The organism is Shewanella sp. BJSY2023SW007, from assembly GCF_047314525.1.
Lineage (GTDB): Bacteria > Pseudomonadota > Gammaproteobacteria > Enterobacterales > Shewanellaceae > Shewanella > Shewanella chilikensis.
In genome coordinates this window covers 1-12,689 of sequence record NZ_JBKORL010000056.1, presented here as the reverse complement: position 1 = coordinate 12,689, position 12,689 = coordinate 1, and the positions used below count along the sequence as shown (strand labels likewise).

The window sequence follows — 12,689 nt, the reverse complement described above, 5'->3', positions numbered from 1 at the left end:
TAGAGCCTATCCACGTGCGTTAAAAATGAGTAAAAACAAGTATCCCATTAAGCCTAAGAAAAATGCCGTTCACACTAAGTGAACGGCATTAGCCATTAGGGACTGCCTTATGATCTATCGAAGATCAATGGGGCCGCGCTAGAAGCCCCTTAGGGAGAATGATGAACATGAAAAAGTAAATTCACTGCTCATTATGTTGGAGTCTGTAGTGATGTTTTGGTTCCCCCTGAATGGCGAAAAATAATCATGTTTTTTTAATTGGTTTATTTTTCAATTAATTACCCTGTAACAGCTGGAGAATTTGTTCACGCAGAGCCTCGGGTTTGGTTGTGGGAGCATAGCGCGTGATGACTTTGCCATGGCGATCGACCAGAAATTTGGTGAAATTCCATTTAATTCCTTCCGAACCCAACACGCCAGGGGCCTGCTGCTTGAGCAGTTTAAACAAGGGATGAGCATTGGGGCCATTGACTTCCAGCTTGGCAAACAGTGGGAAGCTCACACCAAAATTCAATTCGCAGAAGGACTGGATCTCCTGCTCATTGCCCTTTTCCTGAGCACCAAACTGGTTACAGGGAAAGCCGAGTATCACCAGGCCTTGGTCTTTGAATTCCTGATACAGGCTTTCCAATCCGGCATACTGAGGGGTAAAGCCACAGGCACTGGCGGTATTGACCAGTAACATGACCCGGCCTTGAAATTCGCTGAGATCCGTTTGTTGTCCTTGGATATTCTCCAGTGGGATAGCGTATATTGAGTTAGACATAGTGGCTCCTTGGTTGAAGCTTTACTATATAACATAATTTCCATTGCCAGCAATTTATTGGTGTGCAATTTAAATTTTGGCCCAAGCGCATACTAAAAAGAAAGAGGAGAGTTGAGTGACACAAACAGCAGCCGAGCCGGAGCTTCAACCTCAAGCAGAAGTGGGGCAGGTGGTACAGCAGTTAACGCTATTGGAGGGCGAAGCTCAGGCCGAGGTTTTTGGTGAGATCCTTGAAGAGGCCGAACCTGGCACTATAGCCTTATTGCTGGAATCCTTGCCGCTGGATGAACGCTATGAGCGCTGGGATCAGATAGCCTTCGCCGTGCGGCCTGCAGTGCTCAGCTTGATGCGCGCCGAACCCAGGATGAGCCTCCTTAGGCAGATGTCGGTGGAAGAGGTGGATCTGTTGCTGGCGCAGTTGTCAGCTGAAGAGATGATTGAATGGAGCGATTATCTGCCCGACAGCTTTATCGACCGCGCTTTGGCGCAAATGGGTGAACGGCAACGCAAGCGCTACGAGCTTTATGATCAGTACTCGGAAAATGAAATAGGTCGTTATACAGAGCATCAGGCCTTGGTGCTCAGTAACAAGAGCCGGGTGGAACAGGCGCAACGTTTTTTCCGCCGTATTGACTTGGATTGCTGCGAAAATCTCTATCTGGTGGATGAGGATAATCACTACCAGGGAACCGTCAGTCGCTATGAGATTTTTCGCCAGGATCCACAAACCCCGCTTATTTCGCTTATTGAACCGGACAGCCGGGTATTGTCGGCCGACTCATCCTTAATAGAGGCGGCCGAAGCGATAGAGCACAGCTCAGATATTGAGTTGCCGGTGGTCGATGAAGAAGGCACCTTAATCGGCCGCTTGACGCTGCGAACGGCAACCGCCTTGGTCAGGGAACACTATGAAGCGCGTTTGATGGCTTCGGCCGGTATGGATGAATCCGATGACCTGTTTGCGCCTATCGTCAAGGGTGCGCGTCGCCGCGCCATTTGGCTGGGGATCAATCTGCTGACGGCATTTTTGGCCTCTGCCACCATAGGTTTGTTCGAGGATGTATTGGCAAAAGTAGTGGCGCTGGCGGTATTGATGCCGATAGTGGCCTCTATGGGGGGGATTGCCGGCTCGCAATCATTGACCCTGATGATCCGCGGCATGGCGATGGGACAGATTTCCATAGGCAACCTGTTTTCCTTGATGAAGAACGAACTCGGAATAGGGGCACTCAACGGCATTCTCTGGGCCATACTCATAGGTTTGGTGGCCGGGCTCTGGTTTGACGATAACCTGATTGGTATGACAATAGCCGTAGCAATTTTGGTCAATATGCTGGTTGCGGCCTTGGCCGGGGTGGCAGTACCCATGATATTGCAGAAATTCAATCAGGATGCCGCGCTTTCCGGCTCGGTGATTCTGACCACTGTCACGGATGTTGTCGGCTTCTTTACCTTCCTTGGATTGGCGACCTTGTTGTATCTATAGTCGTTAGCTTTTTATGTGGCAGCATTTTATGGTGCAGCATTGGCCCTTCTGCAAAGTGAGCTCAATAGAAGACAGTCAAAAGAAAAGGGAGCATAGGCTCCCTTTCACATAAGGCTTTGAAAACTATTGGGCGACAACGGCGTTGAAGTCTTGCACAGTGTCGGTTTGGTTGCTCAGGGTGACCTGATGCAATTGAGGGGCAGGGTTGGGAATGATGAGACCATCATATTGCTCGGGATCGTCATTTTCCGCGCTGCAGCTGAAGGCTACTGTATAATCCCCGGCGGGAATAAAGCCAAAGGCGTATTTGCCGAAGTTACCCGCTTCATACTCCACTTCGACCGAGTTATATGGCACTACCGCGCCTTCTGGTACGGCATTCTGATTGACATCCGGATCCAGGTTGTCGGTCAGCAGTGTTGGGTCCAGATCGTGGCCGGGATAGAGGTAGACAAAGTTGCCGCTATCGGCAGCACACTCACCTGCGTTGAACAGGTTGATATCCACCTCACCGGACAAGGAAGCCACAGTCGCGTTGTCGACTATAGTCACGCCATGAGGCTTGAGGTTGTAACGCTGGCCATTTTGGTTCTCCACCAGACTACGGCGCAAGTCAAACTCTATGGTAAAACGCTGAACGCCGGCGCTGCCGACCTCAAAGCTGCCCAAACGCAGTTTATTACTGGGTTGTTTGAGTGGCACTTGACCGGTTTCGTCGATCACATAGCTGAGATCTGAACCGACCGATTCATCCAATACATGCAGGATGAGTTCTGAATAAGTGCCTACTTCCAACTCGGCATCGCTGAGGATGAGGGCGCTGTCGCTGCCTTGATATTCCAGCAGATCCAGTTGGCGGTAGTCCTCGCCATTGGCGCCGGAGACCTCGAGGAGGATGTTATCCTGTCCTGCCCTTACCAGCTCAATTTTGTCAAATGCCACTACCACTTTTTCGGCGCTGTCGACCGGGGCATCAGACACGGCAAAGCTGACTTTGGCGGTATCAGGCGTCGGTGTCGGCGGGGTGTCATTGTCGCTGCCGCCACAGGCAGTCAGCAGCAGGCCTGAGCCACAAAGCAGTGCGATACTTGAGATACTATGGTTCATCTTGTTTCCTCTTGTTGTTTCCCGGAGCGTGACAGCTACCCAGTTACCTGGAGTTACTCAGAGAATTGTGTTTGTTGTCTGCCACAAACTCCCTCAATGGGGCTAACATAAGGAAGGTGCGAACAGGTCCCATGTGTGCTCTGCGTCGGCTTACAGGCCAGGATGCAAGGCGTGGTTCGCAGTAAATGGCTCAGTCCTTTGCAAGAAGCACAACACAGCAGACTGGCCTATAAGCCACGCCCTTCGGGGCTTACACAGCAACCGGCTTTCGGCGTTATCCGACTTCGACAGGCCCCGGCATGCCTTCAGTCAGATGCCTTGAACGCCAATTGCTGTGTAAGCCAGAGTGCCATGAGGACTTATTCGCACCTTCCCGAACTAATTGCGGCTTTTACCTGTAGTCATACGTTAATCTGGTTAAGCCGAGGTTAAGTTTTATCGGGGCGCCTTTTCAATAGCGCACATATCCACCAAGTATAGTCACCAAAGGAGTATCTATGCCTAATCCTGTCCAGGAGATCACGCTTTCCCTGGCTCAAAGCCCTGACCTGACTGCAGCCGCCTGCGCTTTGGTGGACAGTCGCGACGATAATGCTCACCCCTTGGATCATCAGGCCTTTATGGCGTCCCGCGCCGTGATAGTGGCGCAGAACGTGGCCGGGGAGCTGGTGGGCTGCGCTGTGATCAAGGCCGGTCGCGGAGATATCGCCGAGCTCGGATATTTAATGGTGCGCCCCGACTATAGACGGCGGGGGATTGCGGCGGCCCTGACTCAAAAACGGATCCAAATCGCCCGGGAAATGGGTATCCGGCTATTGTTTGCTACAGTTAGAGAAGAGAATCGTGCCAGTCGTGACAACTTGCTCAAGTCCGGGATGCAGTTTTGGGGTAATTATCTGAGTATCAGGGGCACAGGCAATACTGTGGGGTGGTACTTTTTGGTGTTGGATAACCAAGTGGATGTCACTACAGAAATGCTCAAGTTGGTGGGGGATAGGGTCAGAATCGATTGAAGTTACACTTTTTCGTCACCGGAGCGTGGCAAACTGGCATTTCTTGACAGGATTTTATCACGAATGCTGTGAGCTGGATTGCAAAATGTGGTTCACCGAAATAGAGTTAAATCATTAACAATAAAAAATAGATTCAGTGCCTTGGGCGTTTGTGTACTCAAGGATAAGGATACCGCCATGGCCTTGGACGGAAATCGATTTGCCGACAGACAAACGTTCGCCCTTCAATATGGATAAACACCCAGGTTCCCTGCTCAGGCTATTGCTGGCGTTTGTTCTGCTCCAGTTCAGTGTGAGTGCCTGGGCCACTCAGGTGCTCGACAACAGCTACATTCTTAAGGCTGAGCCACAACAACTGGCACCGACTTCGTTCGAGGCGGTACCAGCCTGGATCCGAGAGCAACAGGAAACCAGCTTGAGTTTGACCGGCGGCAGTTACTGGCTGGTGCATCCTTTACGAGTGGCAAGTCGTGAACAGACTTGGGTCATAGACGTACGCAACTCCATTATAGAATCCATTGATCTTTTGCTGCTGGGGCAAGACGGCAGCAAACAGCAAGCCCACTCGGGTTATGATGCCGACTATCAGTATCTGTTTGATTACGGAAGGCGGTTTACCATCAAGCCGGGGATAGATTATTGGCTGGTGGTCAAGGTTGAAAGCCGTTACTACTCATCGGCACCCGAGATCCGCCTGGCTCCGGAAAGGGAACACAGGCTCAGCGCCGACAGGCATGCCACAGCCGTGGTGCTATGCCTCGGTGGCTTGATTTTTATCGCCTGCTATAACCTGTTCATCTTCTTTACCACCCGCGACAAGGCATTCTTCTGGTACGGTCTTTATGTGCTGGCCTACTTCTGTGGCTGGGCCCTGACCTTCCACTTGCCCGCGCACCTGTTTCAGTTCCGGCAACTCGAGTTGCACCACCTGTTCTTTATCAGCCTGCCCATATTGAACATTTTGTTCTATAACAATTTTTTGCAGCTTTCTCTCTATTCGCCCAAGCTTTGGCGCCTCAGTCGCATCTTGCTGTGGGCCTGCGTGCTGGCTCTGCCTACCAGTATCTGGCTTTTGTCCTATACGGCGATTATTGCCTCTGTGCTTATCATGCTCTGGATTGGGCTGGCGATAGTTTGCGGTAATGTCTGTCTGATGAAAGGCTTCTCGCCGGCACGCTATTTCATTATGGCTTTCAGCTGTTTGCTATTGCCGGCAATCATCATATTGCCCGGTAACATGGGTATCACCCCGGACTTCTTTGAGTATGCCGAGCTGGCGACTCTGCTGGGCGGCACTGCCGATGCTTTGCTGCTGTCCCTGGCGTTGGCAAGTAAGCTTAAACTCTTGTCGGAAGAGCGCCAGGAGTATATCCGCAAGTTGGGTATTGCTTGGGAGCGGGCCCGCAGTGATAGCCTCACAGGTCTTGCCAACCGCTTGGCCTATGATGAGAGTCTGGCGGATACTTGCCTGAGTAGTGGCATGCCCAAGCCGGGATATCTGTTGGTATTGCTGGATATTGAGGGGCTGAAACGGGTCAATGACACCCTGGGGCATGGGGAAGGGGACAGGCTGCTGCTGGCGGTAGCAGAAGAGTTACAAAGCTGGTCTGAAGCCAAGTTCAAGCCTTTTCGCATTAGTGGCAATGACTTTGCTTTGCTGCTGCCGGAAGCCGAGGCGCAGCAACTGCAGAACTTGCTGCCGAGGCTTGAGCAGCGTATTGCCAGTGAAGGTTTTGCCGAGCTCTGTGTCAATCATGGCTCTGCCACCAGTACAGATAAAGAAAAGATCCAGGATTGGGTCCGCGCCGCCGACAAAGACTTGTATCAGTGCAAGAGTCTGCGTCGCCGTGAGCTGCACGCCAGACAACTGGCTGCAGCCGAAGGATTGCCCCGCTGAACTCACGGGGCTAATTCCTAGGCTAAGTCCGGCGCTAAGTCAGAAGCTCAGTCCGGAGCAAGTCCAAAGCTGAGTCGAACCGGCTAAATCTCGCCTGTATGCCTATCAGAAGTCTTCTTCACCCTTGATATGGCGCGGATAGCCACAAATAGCCTTGGAAGTGTGCATACCCGCCATGGTTGCGGCTTCGACGCAGCCCACATTCAGCCCTGTTTTTATCCAATCGCCGGTGACATAGAGGTTGTCCAGCCCAGTACCGTCTGTGGTGATGCGAAAACGCGAGCTATCTTTCACCGACAACACATACCGCTCGGACGGGTCGATATTGGCACGCCAGTATTGGCTGTCAAAGCGCTGTTGTCCTTGACGCTCCTCTGGGTCGTGCAGCCAATCCCAGACAAAACCATTTTTGGCTTCCGACCAGAGATTGCCTATTTGATGCTCGAGTTGCCCCAGAGCCCCGGACTTGGCCAAGGCATTCATTTGCTGGTTAAAGTTACTCTGCTCTTTGGGGGGATATTCGGCAACCGGCAGTGCTGAGCAGAAGTAACTGGCATTCTTGACACTGCCTATCGGCCAGCTTTCTTTGTCAATCAATTGATCCATGCTGGCCCAGGTGTCATAGGGCTCGCTGAAGGCCGACAGCACAGGCTCTTCGCCGGAAGCCGGGAAGAGCTGCCAGCCAAGGCCGTTGAGATCTGTGTTGAGCCACAGCTGATAGGCCTGGGTCGCCACGGTTTGCACCTTGGCCACAGCTTGGGATAGCGCCGGACTTTGGGTCATCACCTCTTTAGCTACATGAGGAACGGCTCCTATGGATAGACCGAAGATCACCTTGTCAAAATCCACCCCCTTACGCAGCTGTTTCACCGGCAGAGCGTGGCCGGTTTCTTGCTGGTACAGCTGCGGCCAATCACTCCAGAAGTGTTCCAGGTTGACCCGGTTTTCGGCAATTAATCTGGCTTGAGTTTCATCCAGTTGTGATAGCAGAGGCTCACTTGGCCAGCAGCCGAGTCCTTTGACATCCACCAGCGGCTGATACTCGCTGAGTCCGGGTTTGAGGCTGGCCTGCTCCACTATCTCTATGCTGCTGACGGATTGCCCCTGACAATGCAGCTGTTGTACCTGATGGAAGAAGTGAAAATGCACTCCGCGACGTTTCAGCACTTCATAGTAGGGGGTGAATACTGTGTCGCCCATTCCGGCCTGCATTTTCCACATCACGCCCCCTTGGTAGCAGAGGGCAATTCGCAGCATGGAGCGGATTATGGTGCCGGCTTCCACATTGGGGCGGGAGAAATCGCCCTGTTCGTAGGCGAACACCAGATCGTAGAAGCCCCTGACCGGTGCGGAATCGACAGTGTAGCGCTCGCTGGCGCCATGGCGACGCAGCCATTCGCGGTAGTCATAGCCGTTGATAACATCGAATCCGCCCTTGAATACCCCATCGACAAACATCCCCTTGAGTATGGTCAGGCCGAGGTCGGCACCTATGTAGAGGCGCCTGAGCTCGTCATTGTCACTCAAGTGATCGCCAAAGCGGCGCTTGAGACGCCGATGCAGTATATCGACGGCATTCTCGATTAGGCCATCGTCCTCGACAGCCTGGTGGTGGTGTTCGTCACACTCCTGGCCTATCAACTGGTTGAAGCGGCACTCCAGCTTATCCCCCAGGGTTTCCAGGCTATCTTTGGCGTCATCCAGCGCCTCTTCGATGCGATCGTTCAGACGTTCAAACCAGTCGCGGGAGAACCAGTCTCTGGGGCTATCCTTGGCCACGGCCTCATCGACTTCATCCATCTGTTTTAACCATTGGCGGATCCAGTAGAAGGCCGCCTTGACCAATTTCCACAGCGTCAGGGTTTCTGTGCTGTCGCCGGGGATACCCGGCATGGGCGGGAACTCTATGGGCCAGCTCAGGCTGCGACCCTCTATCTGCTCCTGCAGCACAATAAAGTTATGGGGCTTGAAGGCTTCGACAAAGCTGGCCAGCGGCGCGTCATCCGCTCGCCCCAGTTCTTCATAGGCCTTGCGCATCAGGGCCGCGGCATTTTGGTAGAAACCAAATATGCAGCCCATGCTCTTCGATACGATCCCCCATGGCGGCATTGCGCCCGGAGGCTCCCTTGCCACCAATGCGCCAGCCCTGTTGATAGATATCTATCTGGTACCGGTTTTGCCAGCCGGGTTGTTCGGTCAGGCACATGGCAGCGGTAATGGCGGCAACGCCTCCACCGAGAATGGCAATTTTCTCTTTTTTGACCACAGAGTTGTCCACCAACACTTCGCCCGGCGGTACCTCAAAGTCAAAGTTCACATGGTAGGGCAGCAACACCTGCTGCTCGCCGAGTTGCACCCCCAGGGTGTCGGCCAGCGGGAAGCTGTCGTTGGCAAAGACGGTGGCCACCAGGGAGTTATCCAGCAGCGACAGATGATGCACCTTGTTGACTCTGGCGGGCGCCTGCAGCAGCGCCTGATATACCGCTTTGGTGCCGGAAGCGTCGGGGAACTGCTTCAGGAAAACTTGCTCTACCGCAGGTTTGAACAGCAGTTCGAATACCTGCTCGGCTCCAAGAGCATCCAGATCGGGAATAAAGTCGGTTTGGGCCTGAATAAAGTCCCAGGTTTGGCCTATGGCTTCGAGTGGTGAGAGGGAGTTCTCCTGCTGCGGCCTGCACTTAACCTGGAGCAGTGGTGCCATTGCCAGTTCGGCATCCGGGGAAAATTTTTGAAAACTCTTGGCCGACAACGACAGTTCTGTCAACGGCTCATCTACGCCAGGCATCCGGTATTCGCAGGCGTATTTGGGATAACCAAACAGCTCGCGGCCATTGATCAATGCCATCGCATCATTGACCCAGATATGCAGCGGCTGAAACAGGATTTCGCTGATCTCGCCGGAATCTGGATTGGCCTGTTTACCCACCATCACCCAGGTGATGATATCGGTTTCCTGGATCCAACCCTTGTTGCGATCCACCTCGACACTGGAATAAGCCTTGGCGATTTGAGTGAAAGTTGTCAGTACATAGGGGGACAACACCTTGAAATACATCTTGTTGTTGGCGACCCGGTTCAGGGTTTGATCGACACTCCGTTGCAGATTGGCAAGCTTGCCCTTGAGGAAAAAGCCGTACATATCGGCCTGGGTTAACACCAGAGGAGAGTGCATAAGCACTGAGCCGGGAGGGTAGATAAAGTCGGGGCGTTGTTCGTTCATGGCGACCATCCTTGTGTACTGACGTTTGCCAGATTTATCTGGCTGAATTAGCTGAATAAACCTAGCGTATATTCATGCTCCTTACAATTACACGTTCGTTGCCTGATGTGTGTTCCTTAGTGTAAGCAACAGTAATAGGTTGCTGATTGACAGTGTTGCCTTCTCCACTTTCTATGGCTTGGCTGGAGTAAACTTCTTTTGGGCAACAATACTTATTGATGACTGGACATAACCGCCGGATTGGCGTTAATTTGAGCAGGTGAACAGTTTTTATTACTAGCAATGGATGAACCCAAGCATACGCACCGCCAGGTTAAGCGATATTCCTGCCATAATGGCGTTGAGATTGAATGTGCGCGAAAACCGCCTGCAGGATCCCGGGCGGATCACTCAAGCTTGCTATCTCAGCTATTTGACAGGTCGGCGGCGCACTTGGGTTGCAGAGGATGAAACACAACTATTGGGTTTTGTCTGTAGCGATCGTGATGATGCCAGAATTTGGGCGCTTTTTATCGCGCCGGAGTCGGAAGGAAAGGGCATAGGTAAGGCCTTGTTACAGCAAGCGGTTGATTGGCTCCATGCCGGAGGCTGCCATAAGCTACAACTCAGCACCGAACCGGGTACTCGCGCCGAAGGTTTTTATCGCCATCTTGGTTGGCAGTCTCTGGGGCTGACTGAAGAAGGTGAGGTGGGTTTCCTGTTGACTTCACCATCAGATTAAAGTGACTTGTGATCATGGCTCTGACATAGATTCACTCTACTGAAACCGGCATGACCTCTGTCATTTAATTTGGGCAGGCCAGGCCATCAGCGCCGTATTTGATCATCCCTGAGCTGGAAACCGTCACACTTCTTGAGCCATTGGCTTGCTTGGAAGGGCAATAGATAAAGGTCACTTCGCCTGTGGTGTTGCTGAGGCCATCGGCATGAAAGCCAACATTGCTGCCCACGATGGCATCCTTGCTGTCGATGCCTTCCACTACCCGCAATATTTTTTCGCTACTTCCGGCCTCGGTATAGACCTTGAGGCCATCATTAAAATTGGCGGCACAACCTGTATCACTCTGATAGCCACAAACTTTCACCTCCATACCATAGCTGATGGCCTGGTTGCGAGCGAAGGACAGGGCTTGTTCAATTCGGCTTATTTCCGACTTACTGCGATAGCTTTCATATAAAGAAGTGAGTGAGGGAACTCCCACAGACAGCAGTATGGCGGCAACAGCAATGGTGACCATGAGTTCGACCAGAGTAAAGCCGCTGATTCTGGAACTGGAAAAATGTACTACAGCCATAGTCAACTCTTCACGTGAATAGATACACTTAAGTATAAGTGAATGAGTTGTTAATTACAGTAATCTTTGCAAATCCTGTGCAGTGGTCGTTAATTCCACCGGCATCAACCATCCTGACAACTGATGTTTTTATCCTGAGAGTGGCGAATTCGTCCGGCTTGATTGATTATCAAGGCTTTTGAGTGGGGGCTATTAGCCTTACCAGGACAATACTTGAAGGTGCCATTGGTTCCTGATGCCAGTCCATCTGGCAGAAAGCGTATCGCTTTTCGGTTGTACTTGAGTATGTCTTTGCTATCAAAAACGCCGCTTTGAAACAGCAGCTTGTCGTCATCATCCAGGGTCAGATTACCGTTGCGGTCGCTGAAAACCGTAATCCCTTGCTGCCAGGCATCGGCTTCACAGCGGCCATCCTTGAGCACACAGACACTGACTCTGACACCATAACTGATGGCTTGATTACGGGCGAATTGCAGCAGTTGTTGTACTTGTTTGATACCGGTTTGAGCGCGATAACCTTCATAGAGCGACTTGAGTGATGGGGCCCCGACTGAGGCCAGTATTGCCAGCAGCACCATGGCGACCATGACCTCTAGCAGCGAAAAACCAAGTGGTAAATGACGCATAATCTCATCCTTGAGCGTTGGGCGGCCCGCATCCGGCGAACCTTAGTGTTAGTTTAGTCCAGGCAGTGGCTCGGCTCTGGTGTCCTTTTAGATGAGTTTGCACTAAATATTGCACTTGCTTACCTAAGGGATGAATAAGTACATCGAGTTGAACATGGCTACTACCAAAGAATAGGCCTTGGTTTTTTCATCTGAGCGGACAATCACTTCTTGCCCGCAGTATGTCGTGATAAGCTATTGCGATTGTATCCGAACAAGCAAAGTCGCGAGCTATTTCTCCGGTCAAATTGCCGAGGGAATGGTCATGAGTCGCAAAAGAATTCCAAGCCCTAAAGGAGTGCCTGATGAAGAAAGTGGAAGCCATAATCAAGCCGTTTAAACTGGACGATGTCCGTGAGGCGTTGGCTGAGATAGGAATAACCGGTATGACGGTTCTGGAAGTCAAAGGTTTTGGCCGCCAGAAGGGACATACAGAGTTGTACCGTGGTGCCGAGTATATGGTCGACTTTCTGCCCAAGGTGAAGATAGAGCTGGTTATTCAGGATGATCTGCTGGAACAGGCACTGGATGTGATTGTCGAAACCGCCCGTACCGGTAAAATCGGCGACGGCAAGATCTTTGTGACCGATATCGAACGCATTATTCGTATCCGTACCGGTGAAGAAAACGAAGAAGCGGTATAAAAACGAACGTAAAAATTAGGTTCATCACAGATTAGTGTGGGCTACAAATGAAAACGGTTGGAGAGTTATTGTTTAGTCGCTAAATAAACACAATGACCCACTCTAACCGTTGTCGATGTCGAATATTACCTGCATTAGCTCAGACTTGTGCTGACAGTGTAGTGGTCAAGTTAATTGGCCACTACAAGCCAATCACACTCAGAACCAAAACCACCGAATGTTCCTGCGTCCGTTTTAGCAGTTTTTTATGTGTAAAACCACGATTATCGTAGTAAAGAAAAATATTTATCCAAGGTGATCTCTGCTACCCAACACTCCAGCGTACCTTCACAGGATAAACCTAATGGATTCAAAGGAGTACAGGCACTTTTGATAGGTACTAGAGAGTTTTCAATTTGATATTCAAAAGTGTAATATTCCGTTTTGTATATGAATTTATCCCCCAATAAACGACCATTCTCATCGTCGTGCCTCATAAAATAACGCGTAATTACGTGGACTTCCCGCGAATTCAACTCCGAAGTGCACCACTCGCTAAATTAGGCTGCCTTGCGTAATTCATTGAATACCGCAATAGGTTGCCTGAAGCCGAGGCA

The 12,689-nt window shown here is 51.4% G+C and carries 9 protein-coding genes and 1 pseudogene; 5 read left to right on the top strand and 5 right to left on the bottom strand.

Going from position 1 to position 12,689, the window contains the following annotated elements:
- Positions 1 to 274: 274 nt before the first annotated feature.
- The gene (locus ACMHXE_RS08730) at positions 275 to 766 is read right to left on the bottom strand and encodes a glutathione peroxidase (protein WP_413732003.1); all 492 of its coding nucleotides are present in this window, start codon (positions 764 to 766) and stop codon (positions 275 to 277) included.
- Positions 767 to 881: 115 nt separating this feature from the next.
- Between ACMHXE_RS08730 and ACMHXE_RS08725 the strand changes: the two genes are divergently transcribed.
- The gene (locus ACMHXE_RS08725) at positions 882 to 2,252 is read left to right on the top strand and encodes a magnesium transporter (RefSeq protein WP_101055565.1); all 1,371 of its coding nucleotides are present in this window, start codon (positions 882 to 884) and stop codon (positions 2,250 to 2,252) included.
- Positions 2,253 to 2,375: 123 nt separating this feature from the next.
- On the opposite strand, the gene ACMHXE_RS08720 is transcribed toward ACMHXE_RS08725, so the two are convergent.
- On the bottom strand, positions 2,376 to 3,359 hold the full coding sequence (locus ACMHXE_RS08720; protein ID WP_101055567.1) for a DUF4382 domain-containing protein: 984 nt from the start codon (positions 3,357 to 3,359) through the stop codon (positions 2,376 to 2,378).
- Positions 3,360 to 3,856: 497 nt separating this feature from the next.
- Between ACMHXE_RS08720 and ACMHXE_RS08715 the strand changes: the two genes are divergently transcribed.
- Together ACMHXE_RS08715 and ACMHXE_RS08710 are read left to right on the top strand one after the other, a co-directional pair.
- A complete protein-coding gene (locus ACMHXE_RS08715) occupies positions 3,857 to 4,372 on the top strand; it encodes a GNAT family N-acetyltransferase (RefSeq protein WP_101055569.1) in 516 nt (171 codons plus the stop codon).
- A 229-nt stretch (positions 4,373 to 4,601) separates the two neighbouring features.
- Positions 4,602 to 6,269 carry a GGDEF domain-containing protein gene (locus tag ACMHXE_RS08710; RefSeq protein ID WP_101055599.1) on the top strand — a complete coding sequence of 556 codons (1,668 nt, stop codon included), beginning with the start codon at positions 4,602 to 4,604 and terminating at the stop codon, positions 6,267 to 6,269.
- A 105-nt stretch (positions 6,270 to 6,374) separates the two neighbouring features.
- Here the strand turns inward: ACMHXE_RS08710 and ACMHXE_RS08705 are convergent.
- Positions 6,375 to 9,489 (bottom strand): annotated as a pseudogene (locus ACMHXE_RS08705) (NAD(P)-binding protein).
- A 286-nt stretch (positions 9,490 to 9,775) separates the two neighbouring features.
- Here ACMHXE_RS08705 and ACMHXE_RS08700 point away from each other — a divergent pair.
- Entirely contained in the window at positions 9,776 to 10,210 is a 435-nt protein-coding gene (locus ACMHXE_RS08700; protein WP_101055577.1) for a GNAT family N-acetyltransferase, read from the top strand.
- A gap of 64 nt (positions 10,211 to 10,274) precedes the next feature.
- On the opposite strand, the gene ACMHXE_RS08695 is transcribed toward ACMHXE_RS08700, so the two are convergent.
- Together ACMHXE_RS08695 and ACMHXE_RS08690 are read right to left on the bottom strand one after the other, a co-directional pair.
- Positions 10,275 to 10,784, bottom strand: coding sequence for a GspH/FimT family pseudopilin (locus tag ACMHXE_RS08695; protein WP_101055579.1), 510 nt, complete (start codon positions 10,782 to 10,784; stop codon positions 10,275 to 10,277).
- A gap of 104 nt (positions 10,785 to 10,888) precedes the next feature.
- Positions 10,889 to 11,410, bottom strand: a complete 522-nt coding sequence (locus ACMHXE_RS08690) for a GspH/FimT family pseudopilin (RefSeq protein WP_101055581.1) — start codon at positions 11,408 to 11,410, stop codon at positions 10,889 to 10,891.
- Between the two features lie 344 nt (positions 11,411 to 11,754).
- Between ACMHXE_RS08690 and glnB the strand changes: the two genes are divergently transcribed.
- On the top strand, positions 11,755 to 12,093 hold the full coding sequence (gene glnB / locus ACMHXE_RS08685) for a nitrogen regulatory protein P-II (protein WP_025009956.1): 339 nt from the start codon (positions 11,755 to 11,757) through the stop codon (positions 12,091 to 12,093).
- The last annotated feature ends 596 nt before the right edge of the window (positions 12,094 to 12,689 follow it).

What these genes read in the sequence shown, in the direction of transcription:
- ACMHXE_RS08730 (WP_413732003.1), bottom strand. Translation starts at nt 766, where the DNA reads ATGTCTAACTCAATATACGCTATCCCACTGGAGAATATCCAAGGACAA.
- ACMHXE_RS08720 (WP_101055567.1), bottom strand. Translation starts at nt 3,359, where the DNA reads ATGAACCATAGTATCTCAAGTATCGCACTGCTTTGTGGCTCAGGCCTG.
- ACMHXE_RS08715 (WP_101055569.1), top strand. Translation starts at nt 3,857, where the DNA reads ATGCCTAATCCTGTCCAGGAGATCACGCTTTCCCTGGCTCAAAGCCCT.
- ACMHXE_RS08710 (WP_101055599.1), top strand. Translation starts at nt 4,602, where the DNA reads ATGGATAAACACCCAGGTTCCCTGCTCAGGCTATTGCTGGCGTTTGTT.
- ACMHXE_RS08700 (WP_101055577.1), top strand. Translation starts at nt 9,776, where the DNA reads ATGAACCCAAGCATACGCACCGCCAGGTTAAGCGATATTCCTGCCATA.
- ACMHXE_RS08695 (WP_101055579.1), bottom strand. Translation starts at nt 10,784, where the DNA reads ATGGCTGTAGTACATTTTTCCAGTTCCAGAATCAGCGGCTTTACTCTG.
- ACMHXE_RS08690 (WP_101055581.1), bottom strand. Translation starts at nt 11,410, where the DNA reads ATGCGTCATTTACCACTTGGTTTTTCGCTGCTAGAGGTCATGGTCGCC.
- glnB (WP_025009956.1), top strand. Translation starts at nt 11,755, where the DNA reads ATGAAGAAAGTGGAAGCCATAATCAAGCCGTTTAAACTGGACGATGTC.